This is a genomic window from Veillonella parvula, assembly GCF_018378075.1.
GTDB lineage: Bacteria > Bacillota > Negativicutes > Veillonellales > Veillonellaceae > Veillonella > Veillonella parvula_K.
On sequence record NZ_JAGZYE010000002.1, the window covers coordinates 1 to 24,956 of the forward strand.

13 protein-coding genes and 4 pseudogenes are annotated in these 24,956 nt (G+C 38.9%); 2 read left to right on the forward strand and 15 right to left on the reverse strand.

Going from position 1 to position 24,956, the window contains the following annotated elements; translation table 11 throughout:
- A partial coding sequence (locus KH286_RS02810; RefSeq protein WP_278617565.1) for an ESPR-type extended signal peptide-containing protein occupies positions 1–4,443 on the reverse strand: 4,443 nt, incomplete at its 3' end.
- A 343-nt stretch (positions 4,444–4,786) separates the two neighbouring features.
- A complete protein-coding gene (locus KH286_RS02815) occupies positions 4,787–4,999 on the reverse strand; it encodes a transposase (protein ID WP_423838148.1) in 213 nt (70 codons plus the stop codon).
- Positions 5,000–5,063: 64 nt separating this feature from the next.
- Between KH286_RS02815 and KH286_RS02820 the strand changes: the two genes are divergently transcribed.
- Entirely contained in the window at positions 5,064–6,167 is a 1,104-nt protein-coding gene (locus KH286_RS02820; protein ID WP_278617566.1) for an IS1249 family transposase, read from the forward strand.
- A gap of 187 nt (positions 6,168–6,354) precedes the next feature.
- Here the strand turns inward: KH286_RS02820 and tnpA are convergent.
- The 8 genes and pseudogenes from tnpA to KH286_RS02850 form a co-directional block, all read right to left on the reverse strand.
- Positions 6,355–6,812 (reverse strand): annotated as a pseudogene (gene tnpA / locus KH286_RS02825) (IS200/IS605 family transposase).
- 326 nt (positions 6,813–7,138) lie between these two features.
- A complete protein-coding gene (locus KH286_RS02830; protein ID WP_423838146.1) occupies positions 7,139–8,896 on the reverse strand; it encodes an S-layer homology domain-containing protein in 1,758 nt (585 codons plus the stop codon).
- Positions 8,881–9,537 (reverse strand): hypothetical protein, encoded by a 657-nt coding sequence (locus KH286_RS09610; RefSeq protein WP_423838147.1) that lies wholly within the window; start codon positions 9,535–9,537, stop codon positions 8,881–8,883. The genes KH286_RS02830 and KH286_RS09610 overlap by 16 nt, the downstream gene beginning before the upstream one ends.
- Before the next feature lie 361 nt (positions 9,538–9,898).
- On the reverse strand, positions 9,899–14,146 hold the full coding sequence (locus KH286_RS02835) for a YadA-like family protein (protein ID WP_278617567.1): 4,248 nt from the start codon (positions 14,144–14,146) through the stop codon (positions 9,899–9,901).
- A gap of 50 nt (positions 14,147–14,196) precedes the next feature.
- Positions 14,197–14,283: pseudogene (locus KH286_RS09615) on the reverse strand (hypothetical protein); the annotation flags it as partial.
- A 200-nt stretch (positions 14,284–14,483) separates the two neighbouring features.
- Positions 14,484–15,074, reverse strand: a pseudogene (locus KH286_RS02840) (DDE-type integrase/transposase/recombinase); the annotation flags it as partial.
- Positions 15,071–16,151, reverse strand: a pseudogene (locus KH286_RS02845) (IS30 family transposase). The pseudogenes KH286_RS02840 and KH286_RS02845, both read right to left, overlap by 4 nt.
- A gap of 172 nt (positions 16,152–16,323) precedes the next feature.
- Positions 16,324–17,265, reverse strand: a complete 942-nt coding sequence (locus KH286_RS02850; protein ID WP_278617568.1) for an inverse autotransporter beta domain-containing protein — start codon at positions 17,263–17,265, stop codon at positions 16,324–16,326.
- Between the two features lie 680 nt (positions 17,266–17,945).
- On the opposite strand from KH286_RS02850, the gene KH286_RS02855 reads away from it, so the two are divergent.
- Positions 17,946–18,992: a YadA-like family protein gene (locus KH286_RS02855; protein ID WP_278617569.1), complete on the forward strand. Its 1,047-nt coding sequence runs from the start codon at positions 17,946–17,948 to the stop codon at positions 18,990–18,992.
- 658 nt (positions 18,993–19,650) lie between these two features.
- Here KH286_RS02855 and KH286_RS02860 read toward each other — a convergent pair.
- From KH286_RS02860 to gmhA, 5 genes are all read right to left on the reverse strand, one after another.
- Positions 19,651–19,977: a Tat pathway signal protein gene (locus tag KH286_RS02860; protein WP_278617570.1), complete on the reverse strand. Its 327-nt coding sequence runs from the start codon at positions 19,975–19,977 to the stop codon at positions 19,651–19,653.
- A gap of 66 nt (positions 19,978–20,043) precedes the next feature.
- Positions 20,044–21,120: an acyltransferase gene (locus KH286_RS02865; RefSeq protein WP_278617571.1), complete on the reverse strand. Its 1,077-nt coding sequence runs from the start codon at positions 21,118–21,120 to the stop codon at positions 20,044–20,046.
- Positions 21,121–21,298: 178 nt separating this feature from the next.
- Positions 21,299–22,513: a Fic family protein gene (locus KH286_RS02870; protein ID WP_278617572.1), complete on the reverse strand. Its 1,215-nt coding sequence runs from the start codon at positions 22,511–22,513 to the stop codon at positions 21,299–21,301.
- Between the two features lie 383 nt (positions 22,514–22,896).
- Positions 22,897–24,378, reverse strand: a complete 1,482-nt coding sequence (gene rfaE2, locus KH286_RS02875; RefSeq protein WP_278617573.1) for a D-glycero-beta-D-manno-heptose 1-phosphate adenylyltransferase — start codon at positions 24,376–24,378, stop codon at positions 22,897–22,899.
- Positions 24,371–24,931 carry a D-sedoheptulose 7-phosphate isomerase gene (gene gmhA / locus KH286_RS02880; RefSeq protein ID WP_278617574.1) on the reverse strand — a complete coding sequence of 187 codons (561 nt, stop codon included), beginning with the start codon at positions 24,929–24,931 and terminating at the stop codon, positions 24,371–24,373. Before gmhA ends, rfaE2 begins: the two co-directional genes overlap by 8 nt.
- Positions 24,932–24,956 lie beyond the last annotated feature (25 nt).

Genomic DNA, 24,956 nt, shown 5'->3' on the forward strand with positions numbered 1-24,956 from the left:
TGCTACATCTTGCGTAGTAGCTACACCATTTTTACCAGCTGTTGTACCTTGTGTAGAACCAGCAGCGCCCACTTTACCAGTAGTGTCATCGATAACAAGCTTACCTTCGTCTACATTAACTGTGTATGTTTTAACACCAGCAGCTGTAGCATCACTAACAGTAGCAAGGCCTGTACCAGCCACTTTTACAGCATCTTGAGCAAGTGTTTTAACTTTATCAGAACCCGTTGTAGACAAATTAGACAAGTCTTTGTCGGCAGATTTTTCTGCAGCAGTTACAGCGTTTTGTAATTTTGTGCTTGTACCAACGGAAATAGTATCACCAGATACAGTAGTCGTAACAAGTGCATTTGTACCGCTTTCACCAACAACCTTGAGTTTACCAGTTTTAAGGTTTACAGAACCATCAGTTGTGCCATCATTGATCGTCAATGTGGAGGAAATACCAGCCAACGCATCGTCCATTTGTTTCTTGTTAACAGCAGCATCGTCGGTTGTGCCCTTCTTAACGCCTTTGATTTCTTGATTGCCCGCGTTAATGCCGCTAGTAGTAATAGAAATTGGTGTGGCACCTGCACCAGTAGGTGTGACTGTCACGCCAGCACCATTGATAACGGTTTGGTTACCAGTAGCATCTGTGAAAGTACCACTTGTTAGGCCTGTAAGGTTTTTAGCCATTTTGAGGCTCAATGTACTAGTTGCCTTATCTCCTACAACAGCGATGTTACCATCGGTTACATCGGCACCAGAGGCAACAGAACCTTTAATATTTACCGTTTTACCAAGTTTTAGACCAACGGTATCTCCTGAGTCACCAGCCATGTTAATTGGCATTTTTAAAATGGTTTCAGCTGTTTTATACAATTGAGAACCATTAACTGCATCTGTAGAGGTGGCTGTGACCGCACCAGCTGCAACGTTCTTAATTTGACGTTCTGCACCATTGGCACCAACAGATACAATAGAACCATTGTTAAGACCTGTATTACCAGCATAGCCAGCAGCTGCGAAAGTAACGCCATTAATGGTGGAATCGGTAGCTGCTGCATATTGATCAGCAGAGCTTGCATTACCAAGAACTACGGCACCATCGAGGCCTGTACCTACGGTTACGCCATTGCCCATAACCATAACATTCGAGGAATCTACGGAATTACTATTACCTACTACATGAATGCCTGTTGTACCAGCTGTGCCGGCAAGGTTTGTATTACCCATGAACGTAGATTCAGAGGCCTTAATAGGATTTGTAGCCGTACCATTATCGTTACCTTGTACATGCGTACCTGTTGCTGTGGTATCGATGTATGATGGATCACCGATGGCACTGGATTTATTACCTTTTACTTCATTGCCTATACCAATTGAAATCGATGAGTAACCAAAAGCCTTTGATTGAGCCCCAATCGCAATACCACCGTTACCAGTAACCTCACTGCCACCACCAATAGCAATCCCAACAGTAGCATTTGTGACTTTAGCACTTGCACCCAATGCCAGAGCATTATCACTATTAGTAATATTAGCTAAACTACCAATTGCTACCCCATATTGAGTTTGTGAAATATTTGCGCTAGATCCAATAGCTACTGACAACATACTATCAGTAATATGACTATCACGTCCTATAACCAGACTAGATGTACTCGTTTTATTAGCCGGGCCTCCAGGTACAGATGATGTTATCGAGCTATTTTGTCCTAATACAACTGCACCAACTGTACCAGTTATATTACTAGTTTCCCCCATAGCAATTGAATGTTTACTATCAGAATCAGTTGTTACAGATTTACCTATAGCAATTGCTGCTTCGCCTGAAGCCGTTGCATCAGCACCAATAGCTATTGCCTTTTCACCAGCAGCCTGTGCATTAACACCACCTGCAATGGATTTTGTTCCTGTTGCACCCGCCTTAGAGCCAGAGTACCCATAGTTTGTAGTCGCATTACCTACCGTTTGTGTGCCTGTACCATCATTTATATGCATATAGCTAGACATATTCTTGGATAATGTATTAGCAACGGCATACAATTGAGAACCATTGATACCGTCAGTAGATGTAGCAGATACTTCACCAGCAGCAACGTTTTGGATACGACGTTCGTAATCGCCAGCACCAATTGTTACGGCACCAACAGATTGAGTTCCCGCAAAGCCAGTAATTTCATCACCATTGATAGTAGCTTTGCTTACCTTACCGAATGCACCGCCTGTTGTGTTGTTGCTTACAACGATGTTGCCAGTTGCATCGTATTTTTTAGTATGGATACTATTCTCACCACTTGTATTCGTTTCACTATCAGTCAAAGCATCAGGAGTAAAGGCATAAGAATCATGTCCAAGATATACTGAATTTCCTAATGTTCCTTCATGATATAAGTTTATACTACCACTAAAAATACTAGAAAATTTACTTTTAGTCGGTGCTATAAAATCAGTTGCAGTTTTACTAGACTTAATATTATCAAAAGTTTTATCACCCATAACAATCGTATTACTACGAGTTACGTATGCATTGTTACCAATAGCAATACTGTTTTTTACAGGTTCTAGATACTGCTCACCTTGCATACTAGATATCCCTAAGGATGGTGCTGCGGTTTGCATATACATAATATTTGATGTTGGATTGCCAGAAGCATCGCGAGTGTATGTTCGTCCTGCACCTATATAGGCACCGCCAATAGCAATATTATTATTACCCGCAACTAAACTTCCATTTATAGCGACTGAATCGTTTCCACTATAAACATATGAATTGTTTAACGCTAAGTTTTTATCACCATTTACAGAGCTTGCCCCCATAGCAATACTATAAGTACCACTAGTATTAGCATCACTACCAATAGCAATTGAATGACTACTATTGACATGAGCATTTCCACCTATAGCAATAGACTCATCATTAGTGGTACCACTTTGGTAACCAATGGAAATAGAGTTTATTCCTTGAGATTGTGCATTTTTACCCACAGCGATAGAATAATTTCCTAAAGCACCACTTTTTTCGTTGGCTTTACCTAAATTATTACCTCCACCAGTACCTTGTGTAGCAGTCCCATCATTAACGTGCATATACACATCAGGGCTAGCACCGGCAGTTACAGCTCTAACAGCTTCGTATAATTGGCTACCGTTAACCGCGTCTGTGGAAGTTGCGGAAATCTCACCGGCGGCAACATTTTTAAGTTGGCGTTCATTATTAAGTTTGCCAATAGAAAAAGTATTCCCATAGGTTAGTGATGAAGAGTTGCCAGCATAGTTGGAAGCATCTAAGTTTACCCCATTAATATTTAAGGTACCACTTGGTTTATTAAGTATTGCAAATTCTGAATCATTACCAATAGCTACTGCCCCTTTTACGCCCCATAAATGAGTATTTGACTGAATATTAGTACCAATCGCTATTTGTGATTCACCATTAGTATTATTTCCACTACCAATAATTACCTCATTTTTAGCACCTGAGATATTATTATCATGACCAATAACTACACCACCATCAGTACTTACAGGTACGCCTCCACCAAAACCATAATTATTATTAGCCCCTAAAACAACAGATTTATTAGATGCTATAGCATTACCAAAACCTATATTTACAGAACTCCCTTGAGCAGATAAATAAGAACGATTACCAGTTACAGTAGATGCATTCGAACCAATAGCAATAGAGTCGGTGGCTTGAGATAATGTGCCAATAGCGATAGATGTATTACTATTATGTACATTTTCAGCAAGTGCAGAATGACCAATTGCAACGGTATTATTACCTTGAGCACTAGCCGCCCCAATCGCTAAAGAAAATTCAGCATTTCTGCTATCACCGACCTTACTACCATATCCAATTGAAATATTTTGCTTTCCTCTTAGTCTATAGCCATCAGAAAGTATAGATATATTTTTATCCCCACCAATATTTTGATTATTACCTACTGCAACATTATAATTCCCCATCGAATCACTACTAATTGATGATGCATTACCTTCCGAAGAAATGGTAGTTGCATTACCAATAATAATATTATTCTGACCTTTTACTTTATTTGTTGAGCCAAGAATTTGATTACCAGCAGGTGACGTACCATAAACACCATAATCCTCATTATTAATACCTACAACAGATGAATTTTGACCTTTTATTTTTGAGTTAGCACCGACTAGGGTAACTTCAGAATTTATTGCTTGCGCATTTTCACCTACTGCAACTGAGTTATTATAAGTGGCCGTAGCTCCAGTACCATATTGAGTACCAGTGGCGGCCGATGCCACTCCCCCGCACATAACCATAGCCACCATCACAGCTGCCACACTTTTACCAGCCAGTGATGTAACTACAGATTTAACGGTAGATTTGCCGTCTCGCTTTGCAATTTCCGACACTACAACCCAGGCGTTTTTGGTTTTTGACCATATAACTTTGTATATATGATTCAGACCCATATCTATACACTCCTTTTGTCTCTATATTTGATGTACACACTATATATATATATGCTACCAAATGTTTTCCCCTCCCGTCAACATTTTATTCATCTTTATTTCATTATTTACATAAGTCTATACATTAATTTAATATTTAGATAATAAAAGATGTGTTTTTCTTATATTTTAATATTTCATTAATTTCTATATTCTACAAAGATTTATTGATTGCTCATATATAGTCTCAATCTACAATTTATACTTTCACAATCAGAACCCCCCCTGTAAAACGGTTGGTTTTCTCAACGGCTATAAGCCCGTAGCCATTGACTCGTAACATTCCCCTTAAAGGGGATATGTATTACTTGCTACCCTTAAAAGTGTCCTCATATTCTTTTACACTAAGTTTATCTTTCATTTGATCATCTAACTCTTGCTCATGTATATACTTTTTTACAATAACCTCATTTAAACCTACTAAACAAACATAATAACCCTCGGACCAAAAGTGTCTATTTTCAAATTTAGGGTTATAGGACAAAATGTGTTGGTAGAAAGTCCCATATTCCTTGATTTCACTGGCTTAAATAGGGTTATATCTTCTTAGAAAAACTGTGTTCTAAGTGGAGAGAATAATCATGCTAATAAGATGTATAAATTGTGAATTTTCTTGTCAAAAATATGAGAAAACTAAAGCTGGATCACAACGCTGGCATTGCAAGCACTGTAACATCACTTTCACACAAACTATTGATAATACGACTAAATGTTTTCATCGATTTTTAAAGTGGTTATTTAGTAAAGAAACGCAGCGTGACATGCCTGGGCAAGGCCGTACATTTCGTAGACAAATAGCTGATTTTTGGCAAATATGGCCTATGTCTCCCAAGATTGAAACTCCGAGAGACGTGGTATTCGTTGATGGAATTTATTTAGCTAAAAAAGCTTGTATTTTAATCTGCTTTGATGGTGAGCATGTATTAGGATGGTATTTATGTAGGTCAGAACAATCCCGTTCATGGCAAGCTCTTATGCAACGAATAGCGACACCCGTTGTAGTAGTTTCTGCTGGTGGGCCAGGTCTTAGAAAAGCATTAAAAAAAGTTTGGCGTACTGCCAAACTTCAACGATGTTTTGTCCATGCCGTATGGCAAGTGCATCGCTATACTACTAGACGTCCTAAGACGTTAGCAGGCATTATGTTAAGAGATTTAGCAAACGATCTATATACTGTAAAAACTCAGGAAGAAGCACAAATATGGATTCAACGATTATTTAATTGGAGAGTGACTTTTAAAGAGTTTCTAAGTGAAATGACACGTGATAGTAGTGATAATTTAAGAGCTACGCATGAACGATTATTAAAAGCCTATAACTCTCTGGTGGTATTAATTAATACAGAGACAATATTTCGATATTTAGATGAAACATTGGTGTTGGATAAAGAATGTCCGAGGACTAATAACCCTATTGAAGGCGGAGTAAACGCACAACTCAGACGTTTATTGCGTTACCATCGAGGGATGTCTGTAGAAAAACGTATAAAAGCGGTCTTCTGGTGGTGTTATTTACACTCACCAAGACCGCTTTCTGCAAAAGAAATATTTAAGGTAATGCCAACTGATGCAAGTATTTTTAAAATATATAGTTCTATGAATGAAAGAGCCCAACTTCAAGGCATAATTCCAACTTGGGGTGATTTGCATAACTATGACAAATTATCTTTCAATGATTGGGATTAAAGTACCAACACGTTTTGTCCTATAACCCCCTGTCGTACTAGGATAATCAGAACCACCCGTAAAACGGGTGGTTTGCTCACGGGCTATAAGCCCGTATTACTAGGCCAGCGTCTAAAGGCGCTGGCTTTCACTACGTTCAAGCCGCATAGCCATTGACTCGTAACGGTCCCCTTAAAGGGGATATGTATTACTTGCTACCCTTAAAAGGGTCCTCATATTCTTTTACATTAAGTTTATCTTTCATTTGATTATGTAACTCTTGCTCACGTATATACTTCTTTACGGTAGCCTCATTTAAACCTACTGTACTAACATAACCCTCGGACCAAAAGTGCCTATTTCCAAATTTATACTTTAAGTTTGCGTGTTTATCGAACATCATAAGTGCACTTTTACCTTTTAAATACCCCATAAAAGATGAAACTAATATTTTAGATGGGATTAATACTAGCATATGCACATGATCTGCCATAAGCTCCCCTCTATAATCTTGACGCCCTTATATTCGCATAAACGTCTCAGTATTTCACGTAAACTATTTCTGTATTGATTATATATAATTTTACGTCTATACTTAGGTGTAAATACTATGTGGTATTTGCATAACCATTTTGTGTGCGCAAGGCTCTGTGTCTTTGTTGCCATATAAAATCACCTTTCTTTTGCATATAATGTGGCTTGAACACCTACATTATACTTAAGCAAGGTGATTTTTTTGTATAACTTTCGTTGCCGCACCCGCATAGCGGGTGGTTTTATGATTCGCGACTACGTCGCGAACCAGTCTAAAGACAATAATAAAATGGGGTAGCAACTTCGGCAGTTACTACCCTATTTATTGTCTATTTTAATCAGATAGTATGGTAATATATAAGTCTTTAATTATATTATTCCTAATATAATTTATACCTATTAATCAATATGCGATACATCAATCAATATAAACAAAACTCAATGCGGTATCTGATTAATTATTTTTTGTTAACTCTGACACGTTCGATAGTTGGTTGACCGTTAGCGTCTTTTGCAACTGTGTCCACGCGGAACAACGCCATTTCAGGACCAAATTCCGTTACGAGAAGTTCATCTACCCTTACACCGTTCTGAATAGCACGGTATACGATTTGAGCGAATTCATAACGAGTCATCATGCGGTCTCCGCCGAATGTACCGTCAGGATACCCTTCTACCAATCCACGTTCAGAAAGTGCATATACTGCATCATAAGCCCAGTGATTGCTAGGTACATCCGGGAACAATGTTGTGCGATCCACCTTCATATTCATGCCTGCCAAGCTATTGATGATGGCAGTCAATTTTTGAATTTGTGCATTTTGTACGGCTACGGTTTTCTTAAGTTCCAACACTTCCTTGCCAACAGCTACGCGGGAACGGGATACATTGCTATGAGCGCCGACTTTCACGGAAAGACCGGCATTAACAACGGTTTCACCATTACCCAATGTGGAGCCGATGCTGAGTTGTACATCCTCATTAGGGCGATAGAAAGCACCCAATGCAGCGGCATTACCATCGTGGAAATGACCATAACCGGCTGCGAAATCCCATTTTGCATCAGGATCGAAATCCAATGGATGTAAAGCGGCAAGAGCGGCAGCACCTGCTACACCTCGATTGATTTTTCTATCGAAACGAGAAATATTTTGACCGATATTTGTAATATTATTTTGAATGTTAGTTACATCTTGTTTAATGTTATTAACATCACCTTGGATGTTCGTGATATTCGTTGTGTTATTGTTGATTTGATTAGTAATATCATCAGCCAAGCTAACCTTGTAGTCCTTAACATTGCCGTTTGTCATAGCATCTACTTTGATGTGATTACCTGCGCTAACAGTTGTTGAACCAACAGAATTTACTTGGTTTTGTAATTGTTTAAGTTGTGCCACGTTAACAGCATCTGTATCTTTTGAACCGGCTGCTACAGACGTAATTTGTCTAGTCACACCATTGTCCACATCGCCGACAGATACTGCAGCACGCGTCGATTTCCATGTAGCGTTCGTTTTAGTGGATGCAGCCTTTGTACTTGGATCATATCCAACTTCACCTTTATCAACGCCGGCCTTTGCTTCACTAGCGATAGCGGCACCACCTGCTACGGAAACATCTGTATTGTGGCCTACAGCTACCGCATCATCGACATTCATCGTTGTGCCGTTATCGCTGGAGCCCATAACAACCGCATGGCTAGCGTTCGTTACTGTACGTTTATCGCCAAGAACTAGCGTCCCTGTAGAGTTAGTTATATTATTTTCCGTACCGATTACGGTTGTATTTTTAACCTTATCCCCTGTATTACCAACACCGATAGAAAGGTTATTAGTGCTTTCATCACCACTAGTACCCGTGATCGTGTTGTTGACACCGATTATGGATGTGCGCAATGTATAGTCGGCCTTATTACCACCACCGAGAGCCATAGTAGCACCGCCACTCTTAGAGTTTTTAATAGCGCCACGCAAACTATCAGCTAATGCCTTAGCAGAATTACCACCGTCACTTGGAGCCGAAATGGTAGTAATGGAATTTGTAATCTCATTGCCGACACCCATTACGATAGAACCATTGGAATTAAATGTTCTATTCGCTGTACCTACGATACTGTTCGCAATACCTGCATACCGGTTATTAGCGGTTTGCGATTCAATGCTGTTTAATGAACCGGTAATCGTAGCACCAAAATTCTTTAGTGGATTAGCCATACGGCCACCATTATACTCACTAGAGATGATATGATGATATTATATGTACCTGTATTCGTAGTGAAAGCGCCATTACTAAAGCTGTTAGCACCGATGGTTGTAGCATATGCATTAAGAGCATAGGTTCTAGTCGTAGCACTATCTACATCGATATCACCCAACTTACCTTTATAATTATGAGAACCGATCATGGTGCTGCCGGTACGTGCAAATGTATTATCACCAATTGCAACACTACCCACAACCTTCGTAGGATCTGCAGGGATTCTAGCAGATGAGAGCCAGCTTCCGCTGAAAGTCGTTTGGCCTAGGGCAAAGCTTGCCTCTACACTACCTGCCATGTTTTCGATTTTTGCATTTTTACCGATGGCAACACTACCGCCTTGGCTCGCATAGTTATTAATATTAGCGCCATTACCTACAACAATATCGCCTGTAGCATTACTTGCTCCATTAGAATAACTGATACTGGCACCCTTACCAACAGCCACATTTTCTGCTTTTGGTGCATTACTACCTGTACCAATAGCCACACCGTTACCGGAACCCGGATTATTGTCAGGTGCCGCATAGGCAATGCAAAGACTCGACATTAATACACCATTGATTAACAGTGTTAATAAACATTTCCGTTTGTTCATTTCGTTCAATCTCCAATTCATGATCATTAATTTCGTCTCTATTTGGCGAAACATTTATCACAAAATCATGATAATTACATGAATATTATAGCATATTGAAAAAATTTGTAAACGTTTTACATAACTCGTTGCAAAACCTCATAAATATAGGCTAAACCGTTTTAACAAAGAGGACAAAACGTCTAATATAACATATATCATTTATTAATTTTACTTCATAAACTTTCCATATGAATACAAAAAGAGATGGCCAATCTCTTTTGATCAGCCATCTCTTTTTAGTGAGAAATGCTATGTCATTTCCTTTTTCTTAGTGAGAAATAGTATTTCATTTCCCTAATAATATGCTATGATACATCGATTATTTTGTTTTTTCAATGCGAGATCCATAGTTATCTCTGTAGTCGTTTTGGTCAACATCGTCTTTATCGTTGATGCGAACACGTTCTACCTTATTGCGATCATTATCTCCGCCGGACACACGATCCACACGGAATCTATCGATATTTCTAATAAATTCGAGTTCGGAGCCGAATTCATCAACAGAACGAGCCATATTTCCATCTGCAGGTGCACCATTTTGTAAGGCTCTATAGATGATAGCCGCATATTCATAACGTGTTAACGCACGATTGCCTTTGAATTCTCCATCAGAATAACCTTGTAAGTATCCACGTTCTCCCAATGTCTTAACATATTGATATGCCCAGTAATTTTCAGGAACATCAGGGAATACCATGGAATGACGAGAGCCGTTTCCAGGAACCGGAGCTTGACCGGATTCATAAGCTTCTAATTTCTTAGTCAACATTTCTACTTGTTGTTTCAAGCCCAACACGTCTTTTGTTACGGAAACGCGTGAACGAGATACCGTATTATTTTGACTAAATTTCCAGCTTACCCCTACGTTAAGCATGTTTTCGCCGCCACTGAAAGAACCGCCTACGCTGACCATAGTGTCTTCATTAAGACGATAGTATGCATCAATAGCAACGGCATTTGTGCCTTTGTAATTACCATAGGAAGCCGCGAAATCCCATTTATCATCAGGATCGAAGTCTAGCGGATGTAAACCGGCTAACGCAGCGGCATTAGCGCCTACACGGTTAATTTGTGTACCTAATTTAGAAACGCGACCACTTAAACCATATAATTGGCTGCCGCTTACAGCATCTGTGCTGTTTGCGGAAACTTCGCCAGGTGCTACGTTTACAATCTTATTCCCACCGTCGCCTAAACCGTCTTTAGTAACAGAAACAGGCTTGCCGGCTGTACCGTTTTCGATAGTCAAACCGTTGTTAGTTAAGCTGCTGTCACCTGTTTTTACTGTTGTCGCATTAACGTTTGTAGCATTGACTGTATTAGCATTTACAGTGTTAAGACCTTGCAAGTCTTTTGCCAAGCACAATTTCAAGGTATCTGTGCCATCGGAAACAACACCGATATTAGCCTCATCCACTAATTCACTTTCATCGGAAATGCCACCCTTAACATTGACTTGAGTGTTAAGTTTCTTCTTGATAACGTTACCGCTGTCACCACCGTATTTCATGCCGTCGTCTTTGGTTGCCACTTGATGAGTCGTACCATCTTCATCTTTATACTTGATGCGAGTGATTTCTTTATCATCAAGGATAGACATAGCTTGATTGGAACCACGGTGTATCACATTATTGTCAGCCGCTGCGGTAGCACCGATTGTAGAATTGTCGGAGCCAAAGCACAATGGTAATGTATGGTTATACAATTGGCTACCATTGATAGCATCTGTACTGGTGGTACTTACCAAACCAGCTGCTACATTTTGAATCCGTCTTTCCTTGCCTACGGAGTCGACAGTGACTACGCCTGCAGGTGTACCACCTGCATAGTTATAGGTACCGTTACCTGTGTATGCATCCATGCCTTTTGTACTGGCACCGGCTACTACATAAGCGGATTTACTACCTAAGTATACGGAATTACCCAATGTTGCCGTCACATTGCTACCCAATATTTGAGTATCGGAGAGATCACGTGCTGTATTGGATGTGTCGATGGTATTGTTATCACCTTCTAAACGGTTTTGATTACCGAATACACCGGAATTAGTAGCTGTAATAGTAGCTCCAGTCCCTGCCGGATTGTTGCTGTTATCGCTACCGATAGCAATCGCCTTGCTGTCGGATACGCCTGCGGAATAACCGATGGCAATCGCTTTATCTACCGCATCGTCTTTGTTTTTAATGGATGATGTAGCCAGTGTACCCATAGCAATAGAACTATTACCTGCGGATTGAGCACCGGCACCGATAGCCATGTTGTATTCATAACCGGTAATGGCAAGTGTTTGTTTTAGACCATTTGCAGCATTGCCGTCAGAATATCCTACACCAAGAGTGATACTGCCCGTACTTTGGGCCTCATTGTTATTACCAATAGCAACGCTTCGTTCGCCTAATGCCTTAATACTCACACCGGCAGCCATAGAATCTACACCAAAAGCCAAATCATTGTTAAAGTTATTATTATTCGATGATTTTACAGAGTAATAATGCGTTTTCGAAGTATCTACCAATTCTTTAATTTGTTTTACGTTAGTAGCATCGGTATCTAATACACCTGGTGCCACATTGCGGACAATAGTACCTTTACCGCTCGTGTTGCGAAGAGTAATGCTATTATCGGCAGGGCCTGTGGTTACGGTATCGCAGAATATCCCGGTATTGCCGGCACCACCAGCTCCGGCATTCGTTACACGAGCCACTGTATCATCAATGGATCTTTTCAATTGTGCTACTGTAACTGCATCTTGATCCGCAGAACCATCGGCTACATTTACGATACGACGCAATGCACCGGTGTCACCTACGGAAACCACGTTTCTTGGTTTTGCTTGACCGGTTAAATATCCGGTACCCGTATTCATAGCAGCGGTCGCTACTGAATTATTCCCAATAGCGAAATTACCATCTTCAGCGCGAGCACCTTGACCGATGGCAACGCTGGCTGCATTTGTTGCCCTTGCATTAAAACCGATTGCGGTAGAACCGTTATCGTTAGCACGAACTTGACAACCGATAGCTACTGCATCATCAGCTGCAATTGTTTCACTACCGATAGCAGTGGATTGAATTCTAGCAATAATAGCATCATTTTTATTGGCATGATAACCGATGGATACGTTTTTACCTTCTAATGTGTTACCGTTAGACCCTATATTTGTACCTGCTTCAGAACCGATAGCCACATTATGATCACTTTTAACGGATTTACCAGTTTTATAACCGATAGCGATATTTTGTTGACCATCTATATCATGACCGGCATTGTCACCGATGACAATATGAGAACCTTTAGCCCCCAACAAGTCACCAACCATACCTTTACCGGCATTATTACCGACAACAACAGAGCCTGTAGCGGTAGATTCAGCCTTATTACCAATAGCGATACCTGCATCTGCATTAGCTAGTGCTTCAGTACCAATGGCAACGGAATCTGCTTGACCTGCCGAAGCTTTTTTACCTATCGCAACTGCGCCTACATCACCAGCTTTCGCTTCCGTACCGAAAGATAAGCTATCTTTTCCGGACGTAACTGTCTCCTTACCGATAGCAACACCGGCTTCACTTCTAACAATTGTTCCATCACCAATAGCAATAGCGCTATTGCTGCTCTTTTCAACAGTAGTAGTATTCCCGATAGCTATCGCATTATTTGATGCATAGGTTTTAGCATCGGTACCGATGGCCATGCTATTGCTCACAAGTTGAGTATTAGCACCATCATTATATACTGTGGCCCTTTTACCCATAGCGATAGAAGTATTGCCACGCACATTAGCTTTATCACCAATGGATACGCTGGATTGACCGCCACCGATAACAACGCTACTGTTACCATCAGCAGTCATACCAGAAAATGACCCGCTGGTTGCATCCTTACCGATAGCAACACTATTACTAGCTTGACCGGCGGCTCTGGCATTATTGCCCACGGCTACGGTGTCATGTGCTCCGGCATAAGATTTAACGCCTATGAAAACAGCATCTTCGCCTATTGCTTTTGCATCTTCACCTGTGGAGTTAGCTCTGAAATACTTCATGCCCGGTTTAGTTGGATCTAAACCCAATCCAGTGTTGAGTTCTTTCAATTTATCAATGGCTTGTGTATTAGTATTGATAGCCGCTTTATTTTTACCAATATCTGTCTTATTGGTTCCAATTGCAGTCTCATTTGCATTGATAGCATTAGTATTTGCTTGAATGTTAGTCTTATTAGTATTAATAGAACCTGTATTAGTTGCAATGGCATTCTTATTAGTATCTATAGCCGCCTTATTTTTAGCGATATCTGTCTTATTGGTTTCAGTCGCAGTTTTATTTGCAGCAATAGCTGTCTTATTCGTTTCGATTGCTGCTTTATTAGTACCAATATCTGTCTTATTTTGGGTAATATTTGTTGTAGCTGTTGCCATTTCAGCGGTAGTAGCAACACCTGTCGCAGCAACGGTAATCGTATTAGTTGCAGCATCCTTAGTTACAGAAATGTTAGGACCAGCAACAATTTTATCACCGTCATTAATCGTTTCCGCCTGAACACCGCAGATTCCTCCCATGAGGAACATACCTACCAACAACGCTCTGCTTAAGCCTTTAGCTGAAGTCGAAATAGACTTTAATAGAGGGTTGCCATTCGCCTTACCCCCATTTTTGCTAATTCTGACACTACTTCATATTGACCTTTTGTGCGATTATACACGACCTTATAGACTCAATTCATTACATCACTCCTATTTTAACAACATAATAATTTTAAACACACTAAAAACTTTTAATTATACATTTATAACATACACTGATGATAATCAGGTTCATACTACCGTTATTTTTTATCGAAATCAATACTTTTTTCATCTTGTTTTCACAATTAATTTAGAGTAATCAAACATTTGTGACAAATACCTATGCCTTTTGATTCATAAAGTACTCTGTTACAACTTGGTTCCGTGATTTAAAGTTTAAGACTTTCTGTGCAATGTTGTTATATCTATTAGCATATCGACTATGTACTTTTAGAAAACTCTCCATACTATTAAACTTACGAGAATAGAATCTTTCACCATCAATTCGATGACTGCGCTCTACTTTTCCATTCTGCCACGGAGAAAATGGCCTTGTCGTCTTATGCTCTATTCCTAATCTTTTTAATACAATATCAAATAAACACTCTCGATCTTTTACTCCATAGTTTGTAAATTCACGACCATTATCTGTTTGTATTGTATGAATAGGAAATCCCATTTTGCCTTCTAAATTTAATAAGAATTGACTTGTATTAGTAACACTTTTTTCATCTATAATTTTTAGAATTCTCTTTCTAGAAAACTTATCAATAGCTGTAAGTTGATAGTAAGATTTTCCTTGTGTTGAAAAATCTAAACTCTCACGAGGTACGTATTTTATATCAATCTGAACCTTTTCTCCTGGATATGTTACTAGATCTGGTTTCCACTTGCTTTTTGGAACAGCTTTAACAACCTTTTTCTCTCTTAAATTGCAATATGAAATTGAACAGTACTTAAATCCACTATTTTATTAACTTCTTCTAAAAAGGCCTCTTGTGGTGTTTTGTAATGTAATATTTTTCGTGACAAATTATTACACCAGTGAAGGGCCCGTTGAAGTGTATCGGCTGAGACATTTTCTATTCGCTGCCCTTTTGGAATAAAGCGGCGAAATAGAACCATTATGCCGTTCATTAGAACCTCGTTCCCAAGCCGAATAGGGATGCGTAAAATAGATAGATAGTATTTCATCTTCAAGTTCAGATATGTCCGCAAATTCTAATCCATTATCAGCGGTTATTGTCTTACATATTGTGCCTAATTTAGCATTCTTCCTAAAGGTAGTTAACCACGCTTCTAATGTCTCTTTTACATCTCAGGCACATACTGACGGACAACGTAACGCTACATATAGTCTGCTTTTATGCTCTAATAACGTCACTAATACGTTATCTGTTTTATCCTTTGTTCCACGAACAGTATCTAATTCCCAATGACCAAATTCTTTACGAGTTTCAATTGTAGCATCACGAAGTTCTATGAATTGCCCCCGTTCGCGCTTATGTTTTCTGACAATAGATTTTCTCATAGAACGACGTACTACCAAAGGCAGATCAATGGCTTTTACCCCAAGTAAACCTTGATGAAGATAGTTATATAAAGTTTTTGTACAAACCATTTCATTACGTGCAAATATGCACTGACGATTAGCATATCCGACAACAGCATCAAAAGACCAATGTTCTTTAAATACTTTTTCTTCAACCCAAAGTATAAAGGACTCTATGGAACCTAACTTCATTGTATTAAATGAGCCAAGACGTTGTTGTTCATATGTTAATTGCCCTGAATCTGCTACATATATAATACAGGCTTTACCTTGTCGAATTTGGACAACTGAACCACGTTTTAGTTCTGTATAAATAGTGGTTCTAGAGCGTCCTAATACGGTTGCAATAGTGGTAACAGAATCACCTGCGGCGATTCTCTTTTCTACATAAAAGCGTTCTTCAAGGTTTAAGTGTTTATTTGTACGTAATATCGTGTTATGATTAATATAGTCCATAGTGATTACCTCGGTTAGATTATGTTTGGTCACTTAAATCATAACACAAGGTTCATTATGGACTTTTTATATGTTCAATTTCATTCTACAATTAAGCTATTGCTTTTATCTAAAAATAAATATAGATTCTTATGCGGCTTTTATCAAAATAATCAATATATATACTAATCTATCAATCAACGTGCACCGTATGGTGACGGCGCACATTTTCCAACATATTCGCACGAACCGATGCTTTTGCATCCAACCGATGGTTACCACCGAACCACGCTGTATCGACGCCTGCTAGACGGAACATAACCTTACCGTAAGGGCTACCGTGCTTATGCTCCAGTTTATTATAGCCCATATCAACGGAAATCCTCGGTGTGAGCTGCAACTTCGTACCAATCCGCAAACCGTGCTTATCCACACCGCGTCGCAACTGCCAATGATAAGCCTCCATGTACACGCGAGCCCAACGAGCATTCTTGAAGCTAGTACCATATTCCGCAGTATACCCATTAGACACATTTTCCAGATGCGTCGCACCATCAAGGGAACGCTCGCCAGATACACCGCGATACCAGTTCACACGGAATGCACCGATGCCCGATACATACTCCAACCCGACGCTCATACGACCGTGATTACCTCTAAACCGATGGTCATAAAACAGATTGCCGCCGTAATAGTGGTCATCGTTCGCCGCAATTCGACGATAGCCAACGCCTACATTCGCCGTCGTCCCCGTATCCGCCACATTCGCTAAACGCTCCTGCGTAAACCATACATGGCGAGACTTCTCATCATAATGACCTAGTGGCTGCAAGGTTTCTACACCGTACAAGGGCTTCCAATTTTTCTGAAAGCGCAATGACAAAACGGTTCGCTGCATCCACGGCTTCGCCTTCGACCCATGCATCGCAGAATGAACACCAGTCATAACCACCGCCTGTAACGCAGAGTTAACCGCATCCGTGTCGGAATAACGGGTCGTCTTTTTGTCCGTGGATTCCGGCATTTCTAATCCGCCCTGCCCGATGACATGATTCGGTGTATGAGACGAATTAACGCGGAATATATTGTCTAATTTTATAGAACTATGAACTTGTTTTACAGTGGTCGTCTGCATAGACTGCGCCGTCTTATGTACCTGCTCACCCTCCACAGGCATGACAGATATGCCAAAAGCAACCGCCAACAACACTATTGTATATTTCATTACACACTCTTACTTACAATCACATCTGATTACGTACATAATAATATACGTTAATTGTTCATTCTCACATCATGAACAAAACATGAAATCATTTCTATTCTATATAAATATATAGATAATTGTCAATGCAAATAAGATACAATATTATCCATATATAACTATTCAAACTTTAAAATTATGTCTCGATTATGTCACATAGATTTCTTACCAATTATAAACCCCTATAGAATATATTGTATATTTATCGGTAATATGTGAATATTCTATCTGCAACACACTCACTTGGTATTATAGTAGCCATGTAAGTCTTTTATGAAAGTTTTGTGAAAGTTTGTTTTTACACAAAGGAGTGTATACGATGAGTAAAAACGTTTTGTATTAGCAAGTGTTGTAATGGTAGCTTTATCCGCTTCGGTTTATGCGGCCCCGATCAATATCGTTGATGACAACGGTAACATCGGTAAGGAAGGTCAAGCTTTCACCGCCGGAACAGGAGGCAACATTACCCTCGGCAACGGTGCCGGCGCGACGAACGGCAAGGGCAAGGGTATCAATGCCCAAGGCAACAATATAGCCTTGACTTCATCGTCATGGGGACGCAATCGGGCGAAAAATCCGCAGGTGATAAAAACGTGTGGATTGAGAACTTTCAGGGTGCCAACAGTAAAGCCAGCAATTCCGTAGCCATCGGCTCGAATTCGACGGTAAACAGTCAGTTTGACCTTGCCGTAGGGCATTATGTGAACGTAAAAGCCGCTAAAGGTTTGGCCGTAGGCTCTTATAATACACTATCTGAAAAAGCGACCGCATCCGGTGTATTCGGCCAGGGCGAATACGGCAAAACGGCTATTGATGCGGTCAATTCATACAGTGTAGGTAATTATAACCACATTTCGGGAGAAAATACCTTTGTCCTCGGTAACAACGTAACCACCTCTCTAAAAAACGGTGCTATCCTCGGCAATGATTCCACAGACGGCGATGTAGTCGGCACAGCAAGCCATACCTTTGAAAATGGTACTACTGTCAACTATGCCGGCACCGCCCCTGTATCAACAGTATCCGTAGGGGCTAAGGGCAAGGAACGGACAATCACCAATCTTGCAGCAGGTCGCGTGAGTGCTACCTCTACTGATGCAATCAACGGATCCCAACTCTACGGCGTTCATCAAATGATTGATACCCTTGGTAAAAGTACAAGTCAACAGCTTAATAATTCTATCAGTACCATTGAAAAATCTGTACAACATGTATCTCAAGAGGTACAGCGTGTCGAATCGAAATCCAATAAACGCGATGCTAGCGCCGCTGCGTTAGCTGCATTGCATCCGTTACCATATGATCCAGATAATCGCGTTCAATACATGGCAGGCTACGGTCATTATAAAAATGCTAATGCAGTAGCCTTAGGTATAGGCTATTATCACAAAGATAATCTTCTACTCACCACAGGATTTACCATGAACAATCATGTCATGGCCAATGTAGGCATCACCTACAAACCTGAAAAATCTTTGCCTACTACCATGTCTCCTGCCTCTTATAATGCATTGGAACAACGAGTACAAACATTAGAAACACAAAATAAAGATTTCCAAGAAACGGTAAAGCGCTTAGTAGATAAACTAGAAAAATAGTAAAACAAGATTTAATGATAGTCTAATGACTGCTTTCACACAAAAACACAGACATAAAAAAGCTGTACACACATAGTCGATTTGAACCACCTTTGATGTAAAACTGTTTTGACATCAAAGCCGTTCAATCTAATCTATGTATGTACAGCTTTTATGATTATTAATATGCAGTTTTAGTCATATGCAATTTTATAACTATCTAATTAGCATTCATTCATTATCAAATATGAGTACATTGTTATAAAGTATTTCATCTCAATTTGACAATATATATCTTTATCCCTATAATATAGGTAGATAGCCAAACGAGTAGTTGCGTCGGGCTCATCTCGAAACTTAATAGAAATTAGGAAATGGTCTTTTCGTTTTATCTAGCTACCAAGCGGTAACGAAGGGCTATTTGCTTTTTCCAAAGCAAATAAGTGCTACTAGTGCTCCGAAAGCGATGACAACAGCCATTACTTGAAGTAGGAGCATGATTAGTTCATAATCACTCATAGACACCCCTCGTTTCATTTACGAAGAGAGGCCCAACCTCGCCGGCTATCCTAAGATAATTATATGGCGAACATATAAGCGAATCAATAAGAATTTATATATAGAAATATACGAAAGTATGTTAACAAAAAAGGCAGCGATTTAATCGCTGCCTTTTATTTTATTTACGCGCCACGCGCATAGCTGCCATCATGCCTGGAGATTTCCAGAGGGATTGGCCATTATCCGATACGAGTTTATTATTATCGTAAAACACGTCTGCATTGTAATAGTTATCATCGCTAGATGTCACTTTATAGCTAAGACCTGCTGTTGTGTACACCGTAAAGTTGAGTATATCCCCAACTCGCTTTACAGAGTCTTGATCTACATACCAGTTATTACCGAGATATGTCGTAGCATACACATCTTGACGAGCTTTTACATCGTTTGTGCTAATGCCAATTAATACAAGCAATACCGCTAACATATACAAGAATTTACGCATTATAATTACCTCCCGTTTTATGGTAAGAATACTTATATATTATACCAAAAAACACCGATAATCGCATTATAATGGCAGTACTTTCTCAACCCTTGACTGAATCCGGTCGAGGCTTGGCGTAATTGCTTTCATCACAGGTTTTTCTATGAAAGCTAACCGCACATAGTCTACGGTCATACCGACGACAAAAATGAGCGCCACTACAAAGATTGCATACAGAGGTAATACTAATGAATCATAGTACTGATACGTTGCCAATACATTGTCCCACATATGATGAAGGAATAACCGATTATCATGCAATAGGTAAATGCCAAAGGTAGTAGATGCTACCACATTAATCCAAGGACGATAAGTGATCTTTGCTTTCAAAAAAATAATAAATAAGCCAATACCTAATAGCAATTGAAAGAATCCATAATCATTTTGCGTAAAGTAGAAAATCTGTTTCATATACACTGGATTCGTCATGGCTAGTACATCGACGAGAATATCGCCTAGAAAGGCCCCTACAAGGCCAATGGTGCTAAATATAATACCTATTTTCTTTGTTATATGTGAGCCGTACAGCTTGATGTACGCCCCCATCGAATAGAACACGATAAAGGAAAAGATATGTTTAAAGCCAAAGGTAGTATGCGGTAAATTAGGCCACAAATTCAGTGCCGTTGGTATTAAGAACCAAATTACCGTGGACCCCACTAAGAGCATAACGTAATATTTATGCTGCAGCCAATGAAGTACTCGATTGATAATAGGCGTTAGTAAATAGAGGACTAAAAAGTTCTGACCAAACCAACTCATGGCACCAATGGGCAATAAGGCGAGCATCATGTTTCTTGACGTCACCGTATCAAGTCCTAAACCCATAGCCACGCCCAGCGTGGCAATGCTGTAAAACCATATTTGCCCTACTAACTTGGCAAACTTGTGCAGCTTGAAACTACTAGAAATCATGAAATAGCCTGTTATCATAACAAAGGCGACTACACCAGCCTTGCCTCCAAGTGCAAATACTTGGAGAAACACCTTATTAAACGTTAAATCTGGCGTAAAGGGGAAACAACCGTGCACGCTAAAATGGTGCATAATAATCAGTATCATCGAAATGATACGCAATAATTCAATATTGCTCTTTCTCATTCTCTATACCTCATATTCTTCCGCTCAAACTATATGAATACTACACCAACTGGTACCTACCAGGATGACTTGTATACATCATAAAATACATGAAATATATGAGAATGCTGTGACAAATTTTACACATAAAAAGACAGCTGATATAATCAACTGCCCTTACAAATTATATATTATCAAGTTACTCTAATATACTTGTTTTTAACATATACGATTCGATACGACTATTTTTTACCCTTATGAGATGTTCTTCTGGAATTTGTTTAAATCTAGTGAAAATAGTTCCTCTACTTTTACCACAAGCATTCATAATTTCAGCTTTACTAATACCAGCACCCAAGGAAAATAATCGAGCTTGTAATAATAAGAAATATATCTCTTGAAGCAGTGAATCTTTGATATGTTGAACTTCAAAAAATGCTTTTAATTTAAATTTCTCTTCAACTAACCGATTTATGCGCTTATCTAATAGCTCAATCGCACTATCTATCGTTTTTTCAATAAGTGAAATAAAGGCAATTACAAATGTTGTTAAATCTCCCCCATTAATCTCGGCTGTAGTCATTTTAAAAGCATCATAGTATTGTTTTTTATTATTATTAATTACAGCCGATAAACGTAATGCAATAAGAGGATGATAATATTTTGCCAAATAGGCTGTTGAAATAAAACGATTAGTACGCCCATTTCCATCGTAAAAAGGGTGAATGTATCCAAAATAGTAATGAAATATAGCTACTCTAATCGGTAACACTAAATCCTCATTATTAAGAATTCCCAGTGCTTGATCCAACTCTATAATAATATCTGACTCTGGCCATGTCCCTCTATGAATTATTTTATCTTGATGATTCACTATATCTACAGAATCACGTCTAAACAACTCGCCGTCTGGCTGATTTTTCTTTTCTATTTCATTGCTGATAATATCATCAAATAAATCTCTAATATCTTTACTACTTTCAAATTTAAATCGATGAGGATTATCTAAAATAGACTGATACTTAGCAATAATACTTGAAAATCTTAATTTATCATTCTGACTATTCTGTATAGCCGCCCTAATCTCTTTACGACTACTATAAACACCTTCAATATCATTACTTGCTTTGATTTCAGTAGATAAAAATGTATTCATTACATGCAAAATCATAACTGTAGGAACCTTGGAAACTAAATTGATAAAGGCACTTTTTTTAGATTCTAATGATAATAAAAGCTGAACTAATACAGGATGATATATAAAAAAAGCATCATATGTATTACGTCTATTATATTCATGAATGGGAATAGGCAAGGAGATAGAGCTTTCAGAATTACGTCGATTATCTAATATTCGCTGCCAATCAGAAGGTTGTTTATAGTATATTTTATACATAGGTTCAAACTTCATCATACTATCTCTCCAATCTTTCCTGCAGGATTATAAAATATGATGTACAAAATGATAATATTTTATACTCTAATCTAATTCCATCAAAATTAATGTTCAAAAACTCCATTTTTTAGACATTAATTTATTAAATTATAGTATTTACGTATAAAAAAATCAAATTTTAAACATAAAGTACTCAATACTTTAAGGCAAATACATTACTAATTCCATTGACACCTATATAAAATGGGGCTGTAACAAAACAGCCCCCAAATACTAAAAAAGCTGTTAGAAAAAATCTAAAGCTCCTCCGTATATTTTATTTAAGATTTTATCTATACTATCTCAAATGTCTTATATTCTATACATATGAGATAACAACAATACTTATCTTATTATTATCATCATAACTTATTGGCTCTTACTAAATTAGCAATTTTATTTACCACATTAGTGGTTGAGTATCCGTCTTTAAAAGAAAGAATTTGTACTGAGTCTACAAACTCACGGCCGATTACTTCCTCTACTTTATAGTCACCACCCTTAACAAGTATGTTAGGTCGAATGGTTTCTAATAATTGGGATGGAGTATCTTCATCAAAAAGTACAACACCATCTACACAACTCAAAGCACTCAGTAAATAAGCCCTATCTTCTTCCCCTACTAAAGGATGAGTTTCCCCTTTAAGACGCCTTACTGAAGCATCAGAGTTCAGACCTATAATAAGTCGATCACCTAGTTGGACCGCTTCTTGCAAGTACGTAATATGCCCTCTATGAAGGATATCAAAGCAACCATTAGTAAAAATAACCGTATCTCCTTGATCTTGCCATTGTCGAACTAAAGTCTTCATTTCTTCCCAAGAATAAAGTGACTTTTCTATAGATTTTCCTTCTTGAAGAGACAGCCACAAATCAATTAATTCTTGTCGATGGATAGGATAAGTACCCACTTTAGATACTACGATACCAACTGCTCCATTAGCTACATGAAGAGCGGTCCGCATAGAAAGATTAGCTGCGATAGAGCAAATCATCGTAGCCACAACTGTATCACCAGCACCAGATACATCAAAAACATCTTGTTGAGTAGCCGGATTATGCCAAATTCGGCCATCTCTAGCAATAACAGAGATACCCTTTTCAGATCTAGTAGCAATAATATATTGAATATTATTAGCATCTAAAGCCTCTTTAGCTGCAGTCACTATATTATCATTATCATTTCTAATGAAGTAACCAAGACGTTCAGATAATTCCTTCACATTAGGAGTAATTAAGGTAGCCCCATCATACTTATTCCACTGGGCTCCCTTAGGATCGACGATAGTCGGTATCATATGTTCATTAGCTAAGTCAAAAATTTGTCTTAAAAGAGTGTCTGTACAAACCCCTTTTCCATAATCAGAGATAACAATTCCATCTAATCCTTTTTGGCAGAGAATAGTCAGCCAACGAATGAGTTCCTCCTCTTCTTGCCTATCAACATCTCGAACTGTCTCAAAGTCTAGCCGCATCATTTGTTGACGAGCACCTAAAATTCGCATCTTAGTTATGGTAGATCGTTCGCTAGAGATCACTACACCACTTTTATCAATACCATTAGAATCTAATAAGTCTTGTAAAAGGTTTCCATGGGTATCTTGCCCAGCTACTCCACCAACATATACATGAACATCCAAATTGGCAAGATTCGCAGCAACATTTGCCGCCCCACCAAGGACTTCTTTCATCTGTTTTACTCGATTCACAGGGACTGGAGCTTCTGGAGATATACGACTTACATCACCAAAGATATAACGATCTACCATAAGATCACCAATGACAGCTATATGAAGATTAGGCAGACTATCATGTAAGAACTTATTAATAGTTTTCTTAATCATAATCTTCCTCAACAATCTCACAGATAATATGTCCTACCATTATATGCATCTCTTGAATCCGAGCCGTGGTCTTAGACGGAACGGCTATCACGGCATCACAAAGAGTTCCAAGTTTACCGCCACCTTCACCAGTAAATGCAACTGTTTTTAGACCTTTCTGTTTTGCTAGTTCTGCGGCCTTAACCACGTTCTTAGAATTTCCTGATGTAGAAATGCCTATTAATACATCTCCAGCCTGTCCTAAACCAGCTACTTGACGAGAAAAGACGTCATCATAAGAATAGTCATTAGCTACGGCTGTCAAAATAGAAGTATCTGTTGTAAGCGCAATAGCAGGTAAAGACTCCCGTTCTTTTACAAAACGTCCTACCAATTCAGCTGCCAAATGTTGAGCATCAGCAGCTGATCCCCCATTACCACAGAAAAGAATCTTATGTCCTTTATCAAGAGCATTCTTACATATATCCGCGACTACTCGAATCTCTTCAATATAATTACGCATCTTCGTATAAGTATCTAAATGATCATCAAATCTTTGTGTAATAATATCCATAAGTAATGTCTCCTATTTATAAAAT

Excerpts from the sequence above, each read along its gene's own strand:
- KH286_RS02820 (WP_278617566.1), top strand. The coding sequence starts at position 5,064 with ATGCTAATAAGATGTATAAATTGTGAATTTTCTTGTCAAAAATATGAG.
- KH286_RS02830 (WP_423838146.1), bottom strand. The coding sequence starts at position 8,896 with ATGGCTAATCCACTAAAGAATTTTGGTGCTACGATTACCGGTTCATTA.
- KH286_RS09610 (WP_423838147.1), bottom strand. The coding sequence starts at position 9,537 with ATGAACAAACGGAAATGTTTATTAACACTGTTAATCAATGGTGTATTA.
- KH286_RS02835 (WP_278617567.1), bottom strand. The coding sequence starts at position 14,146 with ATGTTCCTCATGGGAGGAATCTGCGGTGTTCAGGCGGAAACGATTAAT.
- KH286_RS02850 (WP_278617568.1), bottom strand. The coding sequence starts at position 17,265 with ATGCAGACGACCACTGTAAAACAAGTTCATAGTTCTATAAAATTAGAC.
- KH286_RS02855 (WP_278617569.1), top strand. The coding sequence starts at position 17,946 with ATGGGGACGCAATCGGGCGAAAAATCCGCAGGTGATAAAAACGTGTGG.
- KH286_RS02860 (WP_278617570.1), bottom strand. The coding sequence starts at position 19,977 with ATGCGTAAATTCTTGTATATGTTAGCGGTATTGCTTGTATTAATTGGC.
- KH286_RS02865 (WP_278617571.1), bottom strand. The coding sequence starts at position 21,120 with ATGAGAAAGAGCAATATTGAATTATTGCGTATCATTTCGATGATACTG.
- KH286_RS02870 (WP_278617572.1), bottom strand. The coding sequence starts at position 22,513 with ATGATGAAGTTTGAACCTATGTATAAAATATACTATAAACAACCTTCT.
- rfaE2 (WP_278617573.1), bottom strand. The coding sequence starts at position 24,378 with ATGATTAAGAAAACTATTAATAAGTTCTTACATGATAGTCTGCCTAAT.
- gmhA (WP_278617574.1), bottom strand. The coding sequence starts at position 24,931 with ATGGATATTATTACACAAAGATTTGATGATCATTTAGATACTTATACG.